Source organism: Nitrospira sp., from assembly GCA_037045225.1.
Classification (GTDB): domain Bacteria; phylum Nitrospirota; class Nitrospiria; order Nitrospirales; family Nitrospiraceae; genus Nitrospira_A.
The window spans coordinates 361,203-380,109 of record JBAOHZ010000009.1 but is presented as its reverse complement, the minus strand read 5'-3'; the positions used below and the strand labels follow the sequence as shown (position 1 = coordinate 380,109).

At 58.7% G+C, this 18,907-nt stretch carries 16 protein-coding genes; 14 read left to right on the top strand and 2 right to left on the bottom strand.

Features of this window, described 5'->3' with window-relative positions; genetic code table 11:
• Nucleotides 1-7 precede the first annotated feature (7 nt).
• From V9G17_02885 to V9G17_02820, 14 genes are all read left to right on the top strand, one after another.
• On the top strand, nucleotides 8-1,222 hold the full coding sequence (locus V9G17_02885; protein ID MEI2751520.1) for a type II secretion system F family protein: 1,215 nt from the start codon (nucleotides 8-10) through the stop codon (nucleotides 1,220-1,222).
• A gap of 69 nt (nucleotides 1,223-1,291) precedes the next feature.
• Nucleotides 1,292-3,025: an ATPase, T2SS/T4P/T4SS family gene (locus tag V9G17_02880; GenBank protein MEI2751519.1), complete on the top strand. Its 1,734-nt coding sequence runs from the start codon at nucleotides 1,292-1,294 to the stop codon at nucleotides 3,023-3,025.
• A gap of 3 nt (nucleotides 3,026-3,028) precedes the next feature.
• Nucleotides 3,029-4,036, top strand: coding sequence for a hypothetical protein (locus V9G17_02875; GenBank protein ID MEI2751518.1), 1,008 nt, complete (start codon nucleotides 3,029-3,031; stop codon nucleotides 4,034-4,036).
• A 3-nt stretch (nucleotides 4,037-4,039) separates the two neighbouring features.
• Nucleotides 4,040-4,666 (top strand): PilN domain-containing protein, encoded by a 627-nt coding sequence (locus V9G17_02870; protein MEI2751517.1) that lies wholly within the window; start codon nucleotides 4,040-4,042, stop codon nucleotides 4,664-4,666.
• Complete coding sequence (gene pilO / locus V9G17_02865; GenBank protein MEI2751516.1) at nucleotides 4,663-5,235, top strand: type 4a pilus biogenesis protein PilO; 573 nt, start codon at nucleotides 4,663-4,665, stop codon at nucleotides 5,233-5,235. The genes V9G17_02870 and pilO overlap by 4 nt, the downstream gene beginning before the upstream one ends.
• Nucleotides 5,236-5,239: 4 nt before the next feature.
• Nucleotides 5,240-6,001, top strand: coding sequence for a hypothetical protein (locus tag V9G17_02860; GenBank protein MEI2751515.1), 762 nt, complete (start codon nucleotides 5,240-5,242; stop codon nucleotides 5,999-6,001).
• Nucleotides 6,002-6,011: 10 nt separating this feature from the next.
• Nucleotides 6,012-6,596 (top strand): hypothetical protein, encoded by a 585-nt coding sequence (locus tag V9G17_02855; protein MEI2751514.1) that lies wholly within the window; start codon nucleotides 6,012-6,014, stop codon nucleotides 6,594-6,596.
• 125 nt (nucleotides 6,597-6,721) lie between these two features.
• Complete coding sequence (locus V9G17_02850) at nucleotides 6,722-8,035, top strand: glutamate-5-semialdehyde dehydrogenase (GenBank protein ID MEI2751513.1); 1,314 nt, start codon at nucleotides 6,722-6,724, stop codon at nucleotides 8,033-8,035.
• A complete protein-coding gene (locus V9G17_02845) occupies nucleotides 8,036-9,820 on the top strand; it encodes a hypothetical protein (protein ID MEI2751512.1) in 1,785 nt (594 codons plus the stop codon). It abuts the gene before it with no gap.
• A 182-nt stretch (nucleotides 9,821-10,002) separates the two neighbouring features.
• Nucleotides 10,003-10,521, top strand: a complete 519-nt coding sequence (gene gspG, locus V9G17_02840) for a type II secretion system major pseudopilin GspG (GenBank protein MEI2751511.1) — start codon at nucleotides 10,003-10,005, stop codon at nucleotides 10,519-10,521.
• 309 nt (nucleotides 10,522-10,830) lie between these two features.
• On the top strand, nucleotides 10,831-13,218 hold the full coding sequence (locus tag V9G17_02835; GenBank protein MEI2751510.1) for a CHAT domain-containing protein: 2,388 nt from the start codon (nucleotides 10,831-10,833) through the stop codon (nucleotides 13,216-13,218).
• A complete protein-coding gene (locus tag V9G17_02830) occupies nucleotides 13,215-14,081 on the top strand; it encodes a hypothetical protein (GenBank protein ID MEI2751509.1) in 867 nt (288 codons plus the stop codon). Before V9G17_02835 ends, V9G17_02830 begins: the two co-directional genes overlap by 4 nt.
• Before the next feature lie 122 nt (nucleotides 14,082-14,203).
• Nucleotides 14,204-15,400 carry a response regulator gene (locus tag V9G17_02825; GenBank protein ID MEI2751508.1) on the top strand — a complete coding sequence of 399 codons (1,197 nt, stop codon included), beginning with the start codon at nucleotides 14,204-14,206 and terminating at the stop codon, nucleotides 15,398-15,400.
• Between the two features lie 99 nt (nucleotides 15,401-15,499).
• The gene (locus tag V9G17_02820) at nucleotides 15,500-16,819 is read left to right on the top strand and encodes a hypothetical protein (GenBank protein MEI2751507.1); all 1,320 of its coding nucleotides are present in this window, start codon (nucleotides 15,500-15,502) and stop codon (nucleotides 16,817-16,819) included.
• Between the two features lie 84 nt (nucleotides 16,820-16,903).
• On the opposite strand, the gene tmpT is transcribed toward V9G17_02820, so the two are convergent.
• A complete protein-coding gene (tmpT, locus tag V9G17_02815) occupies nucleotides 16,904-17,545 on the bottom strand; it encodes a thiopurine S-methyltransferase (GenBank protein MEI2751506.1) in 642 nt (213 codons plus the stop codon).
• A gap of 310 nt (nucleotides 17,546-17,855) precedes the next feature.
• The gene (locus V9G17_02810; GenBank protein ID MEI2751505.1) at nucleotides 17,856-18,827 is read right to left on the bottom strand and encodes an alpha/beta hydrolase; all 972 of its coding nucleotides are present in this window, start codon (nucleotides 18,825-18,827) and stop codon (nucleotides 17,856-17,858) included.
• Nucleotides 18,828-18,907: the final 80 nt, after the last annotated feature.

The window sequence follows — 18,907 nt, the reverse complement described above, 5'->3', positions numbered from 1 at the left end:
TAATCCCATGGCTGTCTTCGCATACAGAGCGGCTCGTGCCGATGGCACCACCTTTGAAGGCCATATCGAGGGGGATGATGAGCATCTCGTGCGAGCCAAGCTCGAATCAGACGGGCTGCTGGTCTTTCGTCTGGCGAGGCGGGGAGCGGGCTTTGGAACATCCGGGCTTGCGGCAGGTCACTGGAGGAAACTCCCGCTTCAGGATTTCCTCGTCTTCAATCAAGAGCTGCTGGTCTTGATCAAGGCGGGCCTGCCGATCCTGCGGGTGTGGGATTTGCTGATTGATCGTACCCAACGCGCATCCTTTCGAGAAGCACTCAAGGTGATCAAGCAGGACATTCGCGGCGGAGCCTCGGCTTCCGAGGCCTTGGCCAAGCACTCCATCTATTTTTCTGATCTCTATCTGGCGACGATCCGCGCCGGTGAGCAGTCGGGCAATCTGGCAGAGGTGCTGCAGAGGTATATTGCCTATCTGAAGCTGATGATCGGGCTCCGCCAGAAGGTTTCTAAGGCCTTGGCCTATCCGGCGTTTCTCGTGGTCGTCGGAATTGCGGTGGTTGGGTTTCTGCTGAGTTATGTCATGCCGACCTTCGTGTCGGTGTACGGTGAATCGTCGGCGAAACTTCCGGTGGCCACTCGATGGCTGATCTCCGTGATCAGCGTGGGAGAGGCGCAGCTCATTCCTGTGGCGATCGTCGCCGGTGTAGCTGGCGTGTTGGGGCGTGCATGGTACCAGACTCCGGCCGGTCGATTGTCGGTGGACCGGCAGCTCCTACGGTTGCCGCTTCTCGGGACGATTTTGGTGGAACACCACACCATTCAGCTGACCCGTACGCTGGCGACTGTATTGGCCGGCGGGACTCCGCTGGTGGAAGCGCTTGATATCGCGCGCGGGGCCGTATCTAATCGATTCGTCTCGCGAGGGCTAGTGTCGGCGGTTGGTGAGATTCGAGAAGGCAGCACGCTGGCGGCTGCCATTGAGCGCCCGCAGATTTTGCCGAAGCTCGCGATCGAGATGTTATCGGTGGGTGAAGAGACCGGCTCTCTGGAGCCGATGCTTCGGGATGTGGCTGAGTTTTACGAAGGGGACCTCGACGTCCGGCTCAGCCAGCTCACCACCTGGATTGAGCCGGTGTTACTGCTCGTCATGGGATTGCTCGTCGGTGGCATCGTGATCATCATGTATTTGCCCATTTTTCAAATGGCCGGGACGATCCAATAATCCAGCACCGTCGCGGGTCGTAGGCCCCGTGAGGTGGCTGTTCCCGTATCAGGCTGGGAAGGACTGACTATGCTGATGCAACGTCACTTGACTCGCCCGTCACTTGCCGACGTGCTGGTCCGAGAAGGGATTTTGCCGAGGCGGACCGTGGACCAGGTGGCAGCTCGCCTGGGAGGCAACATGGCGGCCTTGGGGCAGACCCTGGTCGAAGAAAGCACCATTTCCGAGACGCAGCTTGCACAGGCGTTGGCGGCGCAGTATGGCCTTCCATACGACCCGCTGACGGGGTTTCGGGTCGACTCCGAGTTTTATCACACCATTTCGGTCAAGCTGATGCGGCGGCACCCGTTTGTGCCGGTCAAAGAGGAGAATGGAGCGCTGACGATTGCGATTGCCGATCCTCAGAACCTCCTGGCGCTTGATGAGCTGGAAATCCTGTTGAATCGGACGCTCCACTACGTCGTGAGTTCGCGGGCGGCGATTCTTGCTGCGCTGGAGCGAAGTGAAGGGTCCAGTCAGGCGTTGCGTGAGTTGGAAGCGGAGTACCGGTCGGTGCTCGTCAAGGAAGATGAGCGGGGCGAGGAAGTCCTGACCGTCGATCATTTCGGCGAAGATCAGAGCCCGGTGGTCAAGCTGCTCGATACTATTATGTTGAGTGCCATGCAACGCCGGGCGAGTGATATTCACATTGAGGCGACCGATCGTGCCACAACAGTGAAATTCCGCGTGGACGGCATTCTGGTCTCAGCCATGGATCCACTCGACGTGAAGTTGCACCCGCCGCTGGTGTCCCGGATCAAAGTCATGTCCGATCTGGATATTGCCGAACGGCGGGTGCCGCAGGATGGCAGTTTCCGCATGCGGCTTGATCGAAAGACGGTGGACTTCCGGGTGTCGATTCTTCCCAGTGTGTTCGGCGAGTCCGTGGTGATCAGAATTTTGGACCGCGAGGCGATCACGACCGGGGTCTCCACGTTGCGCTTGGACCGGCTGGGGTTTAATGCCGAGGATCTCAAGCGGTTTCGGCGCGCAATTACCAGGCCCTATGGCATGGTGCTCGTGACCGGCCCGACCGGCAGCGGAAAGACCACGACACTGTACGCCGCGATCAGCGAAATGAACATTCAGGAAGACAAGCTGATCACGATTGAAGACCCGGTGGAGTACCAGCTGCCGGGAGTCGTGCAGATTCCGGTCAACGAAAAGAAGGGCCTGACGTTTGCCCGGGGATTACGATCGATTCTGCGGCACGATCCGGACAAGATCATGGTCGGCGAAATCCGGGATGCCGAAACCGCTCAAATTGCGATTCAGTCGGCGCTGACGGGTCACTTGGTGTTTACCACGGTGCATGCGAATAACGTTTTTGATGTCATCGGGCGATTTGCCTCGATGGGCATCGATTCGTATAATTTTCTGGCGGCCCTGACGTGCGTGCTCGCGCAACGACTGATTCGGATCATCTGTCCGGCTTGCCGGCACCAAGTGGTGCTTGATCAGGCGTTGGCCGGAGAATCCGGCCTCGACTACGATCAGTATAAGAACGAGCCGTTTTACGAAGGTAAAGGCTGCCTTGAATGCCATGAGACGGGGTATCGCGGACGGAAATGTATTACTGAGTTCCTGGACCTGACCGATGAGATCAAGGAAATGATTTTGGCCGATCGTGCCTTATCGGAAATTCGGTACCGTGCGGTGACGGACGGGATGATTACCTTGCGGCAATCGGCAGTGAAGAAAGTATTGGCCGGAGAGACGACGTTGCGAGAGATCAATCGCGTGACGTTCAGCGAAGAGCGATAGCCGATGTGGGATTGGATCACTAGTCGTCCGCAGTATTGTTTGAAGATCGGGGCGCGGGATCTTGCCTGGGCCGAGGTGCATCGGAATTGGCGTGGTCGGCCACGGTATCAATGCGTGGTGTCGGCGTTACCCGAGGGAATTGTGCGCCTGTCGCCGCTCGAGCAAAATATTTTGTCCCCGCATGAGTTGGAGTCGCACATTCGAGCGATCGCTGCGTCGGCCACCGCTCAAGACGCCGCTCGGTCGTCTGATCCGGGAGTCCCTCGTGCGGCGACGATCATCTTACCGGATATGGCCGTGCGGCTGGCGGTACTTCAACTCCAAGAACTTCCGTGGAGCTCGGAGGAACGCGAGGCGCTTGTGCGTTGGCGATTGAGTCAGGATCAATTGCTGTCGCTCGCCGGCGTCAAGGTCTTTTCTCAAGTCCTGTCGGAACCAGGCGTTTCGGGCGAGGGGCCTTGCACCGTGTTAGCGGTGGTAGTGCAAGAGGTCGTCCTGGCTCAGTACGAGGCGGTGTGTGAAGCGGCGGGGCTGATTCCGCAGGAAGTGGATATCTCGAGTCTGCGGATGTTTAATTTGTGGGCACAAGGAGCCGGGCGCACCGTTCAATCGACAGCCGACTACCTCTGGGTGAACGCCACCGACGGCGGGGTCACGGCGTTTATTTTTCATAAGGGTACCTTGGTGTTTCTCCGTTCGAAGTTGCAGGGCGGCGTCGGGTCAGGCAGTGCATGGGGAGCGGGTGCCGGGCAGGTGGGGTTGGACCGTATCGTGCAGGAGTGCGCCGATTCCATCTATGCCTGTCAGCAGCAAACGCCGGATTTGGCGATTGATCACGCGGTCCTCGTTGCGGATGACGCGATGGGGGCCGGACTGCAACAACTGTTGGAAAAAGGATTGGGCGTACCGGTGCAGGCGGTGGAGTGGGATCGAGTGCAGCAGTCCGGCGGGGGGCCCATTGCGGGACCACACACGAGTGCCGCATTACCCGCGATTGCAGGGGTCGTGTAGATCATGTCGTTGGATACGCTTGTCTCGAAGGTTCGTGATTTTGCATTGCGCGTCGGGCAACCCTCGGCACGAAGCGGCGCTTTCGCGATCAATCTCAGCAGCCGGTATCGCTGGTATCTGGCTCCGGCGAGACTCGTCATCATGTTATTCGCGGGGGCGATCGGCTTGGCCATCTTGTGGGATATCTCCCAGGCCTGGTTGGTGTGGCAGGATGTGCAATCCATGGAATCGGCCTTGAACCAGGTTCAAGATCGGGACAAGGAGTTGTTGCGAGAAGCACAGCAGGAGGGGCTTGATTTGTCGGAGGCGGCCCTGCAGGTCTTGCCCAAGGAGATCGAGTTCGCCAATCAGTTGATCGAGAAGCGGAGTTTTTCGTGGACCCGGTTTCTGACGGAGTTGGAGCGTGCCATTCCGCAACGCATCGCCGTCAACAGCATTCGGCTTGATCCGACGAATGCCACGATTATGCTGACTGGCTCCGCGAGGGCGCTGGAAGACGTGACCACCCTCACCGTGACCTTTCAAGACCATCCCCAATTCAAGGAACCGGTGTTGGGGCAGCATCGGGTGATGGCCACCGGATTAGTGGAGTTCGACCTCTCGTTACGTTATCGGAACCGTAACCCATGATGTGGCCTGGCCTCGACCGTCTCCAACATACGTGGCGTCAACCCTACGCGCCCATCCTCCCCTGGCTGGCGTTTGTCGCGACGCTGGCCCTCATGAGCTATGCGATTCATGCGTTAGCCCTGGGCACGGCCAAGCAGGAGCAGGTCCGGCTCGAGGCGGACTGGATGAGGGCCCGCCAACAACTGAGCCGGCATAAGGAGGCCAAGAAGGCGAAGGCGGATCTGCAGCGGGTGTGGGCGGTATTGCCGCTGTTTCGTGATTTTGCGCCGCTGGCACTTGGGGTGACGGAGGAGGCAAAGCGAGACCAGGTGACCTTACCGGCGCTGTCCTATCGGACAGAAAAGACCGCGGTCGCGGATGCGACCAAGGCCATCCTGCAGGGAACGGTGACGGGTCGTTATGAGGATTTGCGTCGGTTTCTCTACAACTTGGAATCAGCGGAGGAGTTGCTGTTCATCGAAGACTTAAATTTGGTTCGATCGGGGAATGTGCAGGATCAGCAACTCACCTTTAATATCCGGATTTCGACCTATCTACGAGGGCAACAGTTACAGCCTCCGGCGCCGTGACCTTATGAATCGAATCAGTAAGAATCAAGGGATGCTGCTGGCGGTCCTCGTGGTGTTGTGGCTTGGGTTGCTCATGTGGCAATTCGGTTATTCCACCGAGCAGGAGCGTGTGCCCTTGACTCATGTCAAGGGACAGCGGCCACTGGGCAAAACTTCAGCGGCCCCCGCGGCTTCGCCGCTGCAGGTTCATCTGGATCGGTTGGCCGCCATCAAGGGCCAGCGCGAGGCAACCTTTTCCACGCCCCGGAATATCTTCGCCAGTTTGATGCCGTCCGTATCGACGCCTCCGGCCCCCAAGCCTCAGCCAAGACGGCGTCGGGCTCCCAAGGGAGAGGAAAAGAATCCATCTGGACTGTGGGAATTCAAGCTCCCTGCAGGGGAATTCCCTGGTACGCTGCCGTTTGAAGGGCAGGTGACGTCTGAAGAGTCCCCCGAGGGAGAATCATCCGAGGGAGAGGCGGTTGTTGAGGGACCACAGGGCCCGACCCCGGAGGAGGTGGCGCGGCTGCGCATCGCGACGGAGTTGAACCACTTTCGGTATGTCGGGTTTATGGCGGTGGGAGGCGGTTCGCAAAAGAAGCGCAATATGGCCGTGGTGATCAAGAACGACGAAATGCACGTGGTGCAGGTCGGTGAAGTGATAGCCGGTGAGGTGCTGGTGAAGGATGTGTCGATGCACGAGATCACGCTTCAGGATGTCGCCTCCAAGGTGACGCAGGTCATTCCCGTCACGGATGCACCCAGTGCGGGCGCGCAACCCAACTAGGCAGGGATGTGTGGGGGGTCTTCTCAAGACTGATCGCGGCATTACCTATCTGGCCTTGATGTTCTCGATCGTCCTGATCGGGATCTCTGTGTCGGCGGCCACCCGTCAATGGACCGTGATGGTACAACGGGAAAAAGAAGCCGATCTCATAGCCAAGGGGATCGAAATTCAAAACGCCCTGGCGCTCTATTCAGCCACCATGCAGGTTGGGCGGGTGATGCCCAATGAAATGTATCCCCAGTCGTTAGCCGAACTGACCCGTGCCTACAAGCCGTATTTACGAAAGGCCTATCAGGATCCGATGACGGGCGGAGACTGGGAATACCTGCGTGCGCCGACCGGCGGGATTATGGGGGTCCGGAGCAAAAGCAAGGCCAAACCGATCAAGGAACGGGACTTTCCCCTCGCGGTTCGCCACTTCGAAGGCCGAAAGACGTATCACGACTGGATGTTTCAACATCCCAATCCTTCCTCGCAGTCGATGTTGATGCCGCCGATGATGGGCCTGACTCCCGGGATGATGCCGATGCAACCCGGCGCGCCCGGTTCTACTCCAGGCGTGCCGCCGACACCGGGTCCCGCGCGCAACCCTTGACCCGACTCAGAATCCCACAGTATCCTGTCTGGCTATAAATCGTCGCGTTTCCGTTCACCATCTTGAATAGGCGGAGAGGCTGAGGCAGTAGGTCTCAGGTACCGCCAGCAGCAGGAATCCACGACATGGAACAAGATCTCACCGAATCCCCGGTTCCGGAGCTGGATGCTCCAGTTGAAGTACTCACTCCGGAAGAGTATGTCGCGACCCTGGTCAAAAAGGCCAAGGGGGCGGCCGGCCGGCTCTCCACCCTTTCGACGGCGATTAAAAATCAGGCCTTGGAGGCCATGGCCGATGGGCTCGAAGAGCATGAGGCGGAGCTGTTGGCCGAGAACGAGAAGGATCTCGAGCAATTCGATGCCACGCCCGAGCGAAAAGCGATGGGGGATCGATTGCGGCTGACGACGGAGCGCATTCGAGAGATGGCCGCAGGGATCCGTGATGTTGCGCGATTGCCGGATCCGCTTGGCGAGACCCCCAAGATGTGGACGCGGCCGAACGGGATGCAGGTGGGCCGCATGCGTGTACCGATCGGCGTGATTGGGATCATTTACGAAGCGCGTCCGAACGTCACGGCGGATTCGGCGGCCTTGTGCCTCAAGTCCGGGAACGTCTGCATCTTGCGAGGAGGATCCGAGGCCCTGCATTCAAACGTGGCTATCGCTAAGGTGTTGAGTGAGTCGGCGGAAAAGGCCGGTGTGCCGGCGGGTGCGATCACATTTGTCGAGCGCGCCGAGCGTGAGATCGTTCAGTTGTTGCTCAAGCAGGACCGGTACATCGACCTCATCATTCCCAGGGGCGGGGAATCGCTCATGCGGACGATCGCCGAGCATGCGACGATCCCCGTGCTCAAGCACGACAAGGGAGTCTGTCACACCTATGTGGATGTGGATGCCGATCCCCAGGTCGCCGAGCGGATCTGTCTGAATGCAAAAGTGCAACGGCCCTCGACGTGCAACGCCATGGAGACTCTGTTGGTCCACCACAGCATTGCGCGTACCTGGCTGCCGGCGCTGGTGGAGAAGCTCAAAGCGGCGAAGGTGGAACTTCGTGGTTGTCCGAAGACCGCTCAGCTTTGTCCTGAAGTGACGCCGGCCGCTGAGGACGATTTCGGTCGGGAGTTTCTGGATCTGGTCCTGGCGATCAAAGTGGTCAAGACGATGGATGAAGCCTTGGAGCACATCGCCACCTACGGATCCCAGCACACGGAGGCGATCGTGACGAATGACTACGCCCGCGCCATGCGGTTTCTGCGCGAGGTGGATGCCGGTGCAGTCCTCGTGAATGCCTCGACGAGGCTGAATGACGGCTACCAGTTCGGCCTGGGGGCGGAAATCGGCATCAGCACGTCGCGGCTCCATGCTCGAGGGCCGATGGGACTTGAAGAATTGACCTGTTCAAAATTTGTGGTGCTCGGGAGCGGTCAGATCCGCGAGTAAATGCCGCCTGATTCCTTGGTACACGAGATTCTCCGACGTCCGGGTACGCTCACCTTTCCTTCCAATTTGACGGACCTGCCGCACCTGCTGTGTGTGGCAGGATCCGTCTCGCAGCAACCAACCGGTCATCTCGTCGTCTATGGAAGCCATGGTCGCCGCATCTGCGCGACCGACCCTGATGGCCATCCCTTGCATGAATGTGAATGGGGGACCATCGACGGGACACTGCGCCTCCTGCGGGCCAGGGTGCATCTCGACTGGGGGGCTTGGGTGGGACTGACTCCCAGCGGCCTGGTGAATGTCATGACCCTGGATTTGTCGCGCAAGCCGGGTTGGCAGCGACTCAGGGCGGATGATCTTCGTGGTATGGCGGCGCAAGCGATGCAGGTTCCGTTGGAGGAAGTCCGGTTTTTTTACAACGATCAGGACATGACCATCGGGGCGAAGGGGGTCGCCACGATCCGGCATCGAAAGGATGCGATCTATGTCCTACCGGACGGGACGTTCGACACCAAACAATTCATGGCCTGTATGGGAGCCATGCATTGGGAGGAGATCGACTTTCTCCCGGTGGTGGAGCTCTTTCTCTCGTTGCTGCCCGGCACAGGCTCGGCGCTGTTTGAGTTAATCCGCGGGCTGTATGACGACCAGAACCGGACAAAACCCGCGCCACGCGCGCTGCGGTATCGAGGCATCCCTACGTATCCGTCGGATGCGGCCTACCGGTTGTTCAGTAACTTTTTCTCCCCGCAGATCCCGGGTGGAGGTGATCCCTTTCCTTTGTTCATGGATCCTCCCCGGTCGCACATGGTGACCTGGCTTCCGGTATCGGATGCGCCCAGACGGCATGCCGAGGCGGCACGAAAGCTCTGCGTGACGATTCAAGGACCACGGATCTTGAAAGCCACCTGTTGGGATGATCCGGCCGGATTATCCTATCAACCGTTCGACCGGCGGGGCATGGCACCCTGCGAGCGCGGAGTGGCCGTTGAGCAGGAGCAGCTCCTGTTGGTGGATCGAGGCACCCGCCGGGTGCTTCCGTTGGGCCGCAGCTGGGGGGCTGTCACCGGTCCGCCTCTGGTCGGCGCTGCGCAGCCCGGCATCGATTGGACCGCTGTGTTCGGAGGGGCTGCGCCGGTGGTGAGTCCGGAAGAGGCGTTTGGTGCAGTCCTGCTCTATCCGGACGATGAACGTGAGATCGGTGAGTTACCGACGCAGCCGTTTGTGGCGGACTATCTGCAGGACCTCATCGAGCAGGATCGCCCGTTGGCCGCGCAGGTCGGGCGGGCAGGGCAACAGTTGATCAGCGGCTTCGACGCGGCAATCACCACCTGTATCGCCAACGACTGCCCCCGCGCCTGCACCGTGCTCTACGACCACCCGGCTTTCGCGCAGCGGCAGGCGCAGATGTTATGGAACCTGTGGGCCCGCGCACAACGACTGGATTGGCTCTCCCGTGTACGCATGCGCGTTCGCGCCAATGAGAGGGGCGATCTCAACAACGGGCCATACGATCTCGCCTACGAGTGGACGCCGTTCAGTCACTATGACAAACCGGATGCAGTGGCTGCACGGATGCAGCAGCTTGCTCGGCGGCTCATGCCCGGTGCCGTTGCGTTCATTGTGGGCCCTGCGACGGTCGCAGACGGATGTCGAGCTGCCGGCATGCAAGTCCAGGCCATTACGCCGGTGTCATCGTTGCCGACCTTTCGTATGCACCAGAGCGTGCTTCCCCGCGCGCAGTTGAAGCCCGGCGTGATGCTCTTTCAGGTTGCGCGGCCCTGACAGCAGGGAAGAGACGGGTGTTCTGACGTTTTCGGGAAAGAGCTTACTGTCGATGCGCGATGGAATGGTCGGCAGAAATTGGGCTACAGCGAGGAACGGGTTCCTGTTACAATTCCTGATCGTTATTAAGCGTGAGGAGTACAAGCTCCTCAGGTTCTCTCGAGAGAAGGAGCCGCGTGTATATGAAATGGCATCATGATCCGACCAGTTCAAGCTACCGTCGTCACGGGATGATGCCCGATTCTCGTAGCACTCCACTCCCTCGACTGAAATCGTGCGAGGGATTCTCGTTCATCGAGGTCATGATCGTCGTGGTGATCCTCGCGATTCTGGCTACGCTGCTCATTCCGCGGGTGATGGGGCGCACGGAAGATGCCAAACGGGCCGCGGCCAAGGCCCAAATTTCGAATATCGAAAGCGCGCTGCAACTCTATAAACTCGATAACGGCAACATTCCCACGACCGAACAGGGCTTGAAGGCCCTCGTTGAGCGACCGGTCACAGGTCCTGCCGCCCCCAATTGGAAAGCCGGCGGGTATCTTCCCAAAGTGCCGGTCGATCCCTGGAACGGTCCCTACAAGTACACCACTCCTTCCACGCAGGGTGGCGAGTTCGAAATCATCTCCTTCGGGGCCGACGGGGTCCCGGGAGGCGAAGGGAAAAACGCCGACATCGTGAGTTGGGACCTCGACCGTAACTGACAGTTTTGCTGTGTGATTTCCACGACAGCCTGCTCCCTTCGCCGTTCCTGACCACGCCTGCAGTGCACGTTCTTCTCTCCTCAGTCTTCCTGCGCTCGGTCCCTCACATGCCTCGCGTTGCGTGTTTCTTCTAAAGCCCTCATGGCAGAGAAGGAGGAATGCGTTGGAGTACTGCCGTGTTGGCTTTATTATTGAGGCATGCAGCTAGTCTGTATCATCACTCCAGTCGATTGACGAATAGGCTCATTTAGCGCGTGCGCCACGTCGACTGCGCAGGGCGTTTGGAATTCACTCGTAGGACATGCGGTTATGACTCGTCAGACGAGAAGTCTGTTGTTGCTGTTCGTGTTGATCGCACTGGGCATCTATTACGTCCAAGAATCACGGGTGACGAGTGAGGTTCAATCCAGACCGATCGTTTCAGCCGGCCCGGGACCGGTGGTGGTGGACCAACCTGCCTCCCTTGAGCTGGATGACGCGTTCAAGGCCAATATTCTTCACTATATAGACGGCGTTTCCGTCGTGCCTGCGGAAGACAATATCGCGCATGCCATTCAGTTAGACCATGCGGTGGGCCGCCCGCAAATTTCGCGCGGAGAATATCGAGAAGCCTATCGTACCTACCAGCAAGTCCTCGCGATCAGCTATCGACATGCGAATCTCATGGGGATCGGGATCGCATTGACCATCATGGCCGATGTCGCCCATCGCGCAAAGAATCTCGATGAAGCACTGTTGACCGCCTTACTTGCGTACAAGGTGGCAGAGCAGATGAAAAGTCCTGAAGAAATGGGAGTGGTCGAACTGCTGTTTGCGAGAATGTTGCACGACCGGGACCCCGGTGTGTCGGTGATGTGGCTTCTTCGTGCGCGGGAACATCTTCAAGCCAGCCGCTATCGAGAAGACTATGTCCGTGCGCTTCCATCCCTTGCCGGTAGCCTGACCCACCTGGGCGATCATGAGGGCGCCACAAAGTTGTATGCGGAGGCCTGGGAGGAAAGCCAACGGCTCGGAAACGAGCCTACCCATCAGTGGACAAAATCCGAGGCCGCCAACGGGTATGCGACCGATCTGGCCCGCGCCGATCGGCACGAACAGGCCATTGCGGTCTTGCAGCGTGCCCAAACATTCTTCACGCCGTCGGAAAAACCCACCGATCGTTATACGGGTGTCCTCCGCAGGCTGGCCTACTCCTATGCAGCGCTGAAGAATACCGAGGAGGCCGGGCGGTACTATCATTCCGCGTATGCGAACTATGAGTTGACGCGAGCGAATGAGCCGGGAGAGGACGCCAAAGCGAGACTGGATACGGAGCACGCGGAGTTCATCAATGATTTTGTCAGGTACTCTGTGCGAACCGGAAGCCTTGCGGCTTCGCTGGCGTTGTTAGAATCGAATAAGGCGCGGACGCTCCAGGATATCTTCGAGGATCCGTCCTATAAACAGAGGCAGGAAGAGTGGACGGCGATGGAGCGACGGCAGGCCAAAGAAGGTATCGAATTCTGGGAACGTCCGGGGGATGATTTATTGCCGATGGCGGGAGCAGACCGAGCTCGTGATTACACCGAGATGCGTCGGAGGCATGATCATGAGCGGCGACAATTGCAGGTGACGCTTCAACTCAAGGAACTGGTGGCCATGGGGAGCCTGTCCGCAGAACACATCGGAGAGATTCAACGTGGAATACCGACCGACACGGCCCTGATATCTTTCTTGTTCAGTCACGAGGAGGTGTCGGCGTTTGTGTTGAGCAAGGCAGGAATTCGCCATATTCCGTTGCTCGCTGACGGGGAGGAATGCCGGCGAATGATCCAGCAGCTTCGCCTCACGCTTACGAACCCTCACAACGACCTGTATCGCGAGCCGGCTCAATGGCTGTTTGCGCATCTGCTTCAACCGATCGTAAAAGTGATTCCCAACACGATCAAGACGTTGGTCTATAGCCCTGACGGGCTCCTCTCCCGCATCCCGTTGGAGGCGCTCATGGATGGCGGGCATTTTGTCGCTGAATCATACGAGATCTATCGGGTTCCCTCGCTGCGGTATGCCACGGCGCTTCATACGCTCAAGGCGAGGCCGGTACAGTATGGCATTGCCTGTGTGGATCCGGACATCTCCGGTGCTCGCCTGCCTTTTCAGCAGGAGACAGGGGACTTGCTCAGGCAATTGTATGGTGCCCACGTGACGGCGCTGGTCGGGAAAGAGTGCTCGGAAAGCCGGTTGGTACAAGCCATTCAAGGGACACGACATCCGTCGTTTCTTCACATTGGCGCGCATGGGACGTTTTATCCTGCCCGTGCGATGGAGTCAGCGATCTGGCTGTCGTCGGAAAACGGACATCGCGTCCGCGCACAGAACTGGAATGCCAATGCCATTGCGACGGTGGCAATGAGCGAGGTGGAACTCGTCACGTTGAGTAGTTGCGAGACAGGGCTGACCGATCCGGCTGTTCCTCGGGATGTATTCGGACTGGAGCGAGCGTTCTTCTTTGCAGGGGCGAAAACGGTCGTGGCTCCGCTCTGGGCCGTGAACGATCGGGCGACGGCGGAGTTCATGAGCGTGTTTCACAAGGCCTACCATCGAAACATACCGGCGATTTCTGCCCTCAAACACGCGCAACGAACACTTCTGCAGACGCGGGCTCACCGGCACCCCTTCTATTGGGCCGCGTTTGTGTTCACGGGAGCGGCACGATGATGCTCCGACGAGTTGTTCTACTGCTCCTGCTGCTGGGGAGCCCTGTCGTCTGCGTTGCCGAACAGGAGACGCAGGAGCTGTTGCGTAAAGCGATGCAGCAGCTCACTGCCACTGGGTACTCCGGAGATACGTCATCGGCCGAGCGCTACTTACAGGCAATACTGGAACGGCAGCCGGATCACCTGGAAGCCCGATGGCAGCTTATCTATCTGCGGCTTGCCTCATTGGAAAATTCATCATTGTCTGACCGGGTGGAGGCCCTCTCCCAGATTTCTGAAGAGTTTTCACGCCTGACGCAGGCAATCCAGGAATCAAAGCAAGCAGGGTTTCTTCATTACGTCACGGCGATTCATGCAGGGTATTACAAGGCGTATGATCGCGCATTGAGAGAGATTCATCAGGCGTTGGTGGTGGCCCCGACATCGGCGCGGTATCTGGCGGCGAAGGGAAAACTCTTGATAGCCTCGGGCAACTGGTCAAACCACGATGCGGAGATTGAAGATGGCATCAGGGTGCTCAAGCAGGCCAGGGGGATGACGCAAGGACCGTTTGAGTCAGCGGCGGGCAATGCCATGTACGATTTCTATCTTGCCGGCGCACTGGCCGGCCTGACACACCCTCGGTGGCGGGAAGTGGCGGAACATTACGAGCGCTTCATCGCACAATCCTCTCCGTCGACGGCCTATGCGTTCGCCTTGAACAATGTGAGTATCGCCTATACGCATCTCGGTGCCTGTGACAAGGCAAGGGACGCTGCCAAACAGGCCTTGGTGGTCATGAGTTTCGGTGCCGCTGAATCCAATAAGCGCCATGCTGAATTTTGTCTGGAAATGCAACACATGGGGCTGTTAGCGAAACCATAGGAAGCCTGAGCCCACGGAGGAGCGGCGGAACCGGGCAGATCAGCCCTCGAGTTGCTGCAATTGTTAAGGTTCCCTTGAAGCTGACCGATGAGGAGAGGAGGAAGATCTTGTCGGAGGAGGGGATGATGCGACGTGTAGTCTTTGTGGACGATGCGCCGGAGATCTTGAAGCATCTGCAACGGACCTTGGCTCCGATGCAGGCTGAATGGGCAATGGCGTTTTTTCCCTCCGCCACGGCCGCACTGGCCGCCATCCGTGAGACCCCGTGCGATGTGGTGGTGTCGGATATGACGATGCCGGGGATGGACGGCGCGCAATTTCTCGGCGAGGTGCGCAAGGTCTGTCCGCAGGCGACCCGCATTATCCTCTCCGGAGACCAGAGCCCTGCCAATTATCTGCGCTCTGCCTCAGTCGCCCATCGGTTTCTTCAAAAGCCATTCGATGTCGCCACGCTGAAAGCGACGATTGAGAAGGCGGAAGCATTACGGGACGTGCTGGCCAATCCCGCGCTGCGCAGTCTGGCGAACGAAATTAAGACGCTGCCGAGCCTCCCGTCGATCTACCAGGAATTGATGAAGGAAATGCAGGCCCCGCAGGCTTCGCTGAAGAAGGCGTCCCGCATCGTGGCCAAAGATCTCGGCATGGTCACGAAGATCTTGCAGTTGGTAAATTCCGCCTTTTTCGGTCTCCGTACCCGCGTATCCGATCCCGAGCAGGCGGTGGCTCTGTTGGGTTTCGATACGATCAAGTCGCTCGTACTCTCCAGCCAGGTGTTTGCGCAGTTCGATCAGACGAAGCTGCCGTCGTTTTCGCTGGATGACTTGTGGCGGCACGCGATGCAGGTCGGCACGTGCGCGCGCCGGATTGCGAAGGAAGCCGGGGCGAGCCAGCAGGTCATGGACGAAGCGTTTACCGCTGCCTTGCTCCACGATGTGGGAGTGTTGGTACTGGTGGCGAATAAGCCTGACGACTACGCGCGCGTGCTGGAATTGATGCAGACGAAACAGATACCCGATTGGGAAGCCGAGCGGGAGGTGTTCGGGGCCGATCATGCCCATGTCGGAGCGTATCTGCTTGGAATCTGGGGACTCGGCGACGGCATTGTGGAGGCGGTGGCCTATCATCACCATCCTGCCGACTATAAGGGATCCGGGTTCTGTGCCGTGACTGCCGTGCATGTGGCGAATGCTATGGCTGAGGCCCAGACCCGCTCCGGGGAAAATCCGACCGAAGTATCCGGTCTCGATGAACACTATCTGGCACGTGAGCAGTTTCTCCCTCAGCTTCCGCGATGGCGCGATCTGTGTGTCGCCGCGTGATCCCATCCACTCCATCTTGACCTCCAGTCTTTCTCGGCAGTACAACCGAATATCCTCGGCGTTCGTTGAGTGGAATGTCTCCTAGGAGGAGCCGCGTCCGTGCGATCTGCCTCGATCATCAGTCTGCTGATAGGTACCCTCATCTTGTTGTGCGCACCCTGGAGTCTGGCCGGCACCATCATGGTCGATCTGGGGGTCGAGCAGGGTCCGATGAATCATCGGGCCAACGGGTATTTGGTCAGTATCGAACCGACAGACCCGCCGATGGAGCTGATTCTTCCCTTGAAGCCGACCAGTTTTCGCGGAAACACCGGCTACGTGCTGCACAACTATGACCGGCTCAAGCAGGCCGGGGTGACGGAGTTTCAACTCACCCTCGGATTGGTCTTCGAGCATCGCGCGCTGCAGATTTTCGATATCAACCAGATCGGGCTCGACGACAATTATGGGCCCTGGCTGGCGCATGTGGACCATGTGATCGATCAGGTGCTGCAGCGACAAGTGTCGGTCATCTGGGATATCTATAATGAACCCGATCTTGCGACGCTTCCCCTCAATGACAATGAGCGACTCAAGGAAGGTTGGCGACTGGCCTATCAGCGCATCAGACAGCGAATGCCCGGTGCGAAGATCGTCGGTCCGAGCGTGAGCCGATACCGGTTACTCAAGCCGTTTCTGGAGTGGAGTCACGCCCACGCGGTCTTTCCGGATGTGGTGGCCTATCATGAATATGCAGACCCCTCCGAGGCGCTTAGTTATGTGGCGGACTTGCGCGAGTACTTGCAGGCCCGCGGGCTTCAGCGGCCGATTTCAGTGAACGAGATCCTGGGGCAGGAGTCCTGGACGATCGCCGGATATACTGCCGCAGTGCTGGCGGTGTATGAGCGGGCGGACATCCTCAGTGCGATGCGTGCCTGTTGGCCGGATCCTCAGGATACGAGCCGGGACAGCGTGGAGAACACCTGTGATAACCCCACGCTGGACGGCTTGTTGTATGTCGATCGGAAGCAGACACGGCCGGGGTGGCACATCTACAAGGCCTATGCGGAGATGGAGGGCGTCAGGCTCTATACGATGACGGATCGTGCAAGGCTTCATGCCCTCGCGGCGCTGGACAGGCCGTCCGGCACGTTGCGGCTATTGCTGGGGAAATACGAAGACGATTCGCCTGAAGACACGAGAGTCGTGCTGAAGAATGTCAGGCGGTTGTTTCCCTCGCCGGATGGTAGGACAGTGCATCTGTGCGCCGAACAAATACCTGATGTGGGGTCCGCTCCTCTCGAGTCGCCAGTTGTCACCCTCGATCGTACGCTCTCCGTGGAGACGGATGAGCTCTCGTTCACACTGCCGCAGTTTTATCACTCCGACGCCTACCACGTGAGGCTGAGCCCAACAGGGCATTGCCCAGCCAAACGCTAACCGGCCGCCGACCAGAGAGAACTGGCTTGGATCGGCCACTGTCCTCCGCCCGCGCGGAGCCTGGTGGTGTGCTGCCTACGTCCCTCAGTTCTGTTGTAGCAGCCACACGTGTTCGGTCGCCGCACATTTTCCCTTCAGTCCACCGGGCACCTCTTCGCTGGTGAGGAGCGTGAGTTGGTACTGATCCGCATAATGTCGGCGGACCTCCTCGTGGCTGATTGAGAAGGGAGGGCCTTCTGCCGCGCGTTGGTCATACTCATAACAAATGAGCAGCTGCGGTGCGTGATTGGTGATGTCCGTGAGGTGTGCGGTGTAGCGGCTGCGTATGGTGTCCGGAAGGGCGACCAGGGCGGCCCTGTCATAGATCGCATCCACCGGACCCAGCATTGTTCTCGTCACATCAAAGAGATCGCCGACAAAGATGTCGATGTTGTTCGCGTAGTAGTGAGCGATGCGACCGTTCTTTGTGATGGTTGGTGTCACCCCGAGGCCCGAGAACAGTTGGTCGATGGCGAGTGCGCTCAGTTCCGATCCGGCAATGCGGTAGCCGTTAGACAGCAACCACGGGATATCCAGCGTCTTGCCGCACAAGGGGACAAAAACCCGGTTGCCTTTTCTCAACGCCAGCGCATGAACATACTTCACCAGGAACGGGTTGGCTTCACTCTTGTGGAAGCCAATCTCATTCTTGGCCCACCTGTCATGCCAAAATTGTGCATCCATCATCCCTCACCATCGAGTTGCGGTTGTGATGCCCAGCGGCCCCCTCGTCTCGTCATCGGCAGTCCGGCTGCCGGATCCGATCGCACAGAAGAAGCGCTGCGCATAAGTCAGCCAAAAGGAAAGCAGTCTGCGGGAGCTGAAGCGATTCGAGCCCTGCATGGTGCCATTCTGCTCCAGGCAGTGGGTTCGGCCGGTCGGTCGAGACAGAACGCAGAGGTCTCGGCCGACCGGCTCCAGTGAACATCGCCGGTACTCTAGCAAAACGTGCCGGCTTCTTCCATGTGTCGCGGCCCATTGAAAGAACGTCCGGCGCTTACTTCATATGTTTGCCGAAGAAGGCGAGGACTTTTTCCGGATGCCTGCCGAAATAATTGTATCCATCCTTGAAGCGTCTTGTGGTGTTCTCGATCCAGAGTAATTCCTTCTCCTTGCTGCCCAATAGGTCGAAGGTCTTTTGCGCATCTTCAGGATTTCTCGTCCAAGAGTCTTTCAGTACCTGTACCATCAGCACCGGCATCGTGACGCTGGCGGCCCACAGATGCGGGGTCATTTCGGCGGCAACAAACGCGCCCATCTTGAGCAGCTCCAGATCGATCAACTCTTGATACTGCCTCACGCCCTGCAACTCCGAGAAGGCATCGTAGATCGCTGCCATGGAGACGACCATTGGACTCACCATGCAGCGCACGTTTGCAAACAGGTCGGGGCGTCGGTGAATGGCATGATATTGTGAGTTGCCGCCCATGCACTGGCTGTAGAGTCCCACCTGCATCTTGCTGAGCGTCGGGTGGTTATCCACATATGTCTTCACGCCGACGCAGTCGCGCCATTCCCATTGTCCGATGCCGCTCAGACCGCCGTTGGCCGCGCTGCTGTTGCCGTGATTGCGGATGTCATAGGTGAGCACGTTGTAGCCGGCATCGGTCAGATGCTTGTACTGGATCACAAAGTCGATCTCGACCGCGTCATACAGGCTCCACGGCTCACCCAGATGTCCGGGGAAACCTGCGCGACACATCGGCAACGCGTGATTGAAGATGACGAGCTTCTTACTCTCGCCGCCCTTCGCCGGGATGTACCAGGCTTCCAGCGGGGTGCCGTCGTCGGAGGGGATGACGAGATCCTTCCAGCCGGTCATGCCGCAATCGTCAGGAGTCTTGAAGAGGACGCTTCGTAGCGGCCTGACGATGGCTGCCAGTCCCTTCACTTTCGCGTAATCTTCCTGGGAAATGGTTTTGAGTTGCTCCAAGGCCTTGCCCATTCGTTCTGTCGACATTCTGCTCATGCGATCTCCTCCTGTCATGTTGCGTGAGTACCGGGAACGATACGGTGGATCAACGCAGCGTGCTGCGCCGGGCGCCTCGC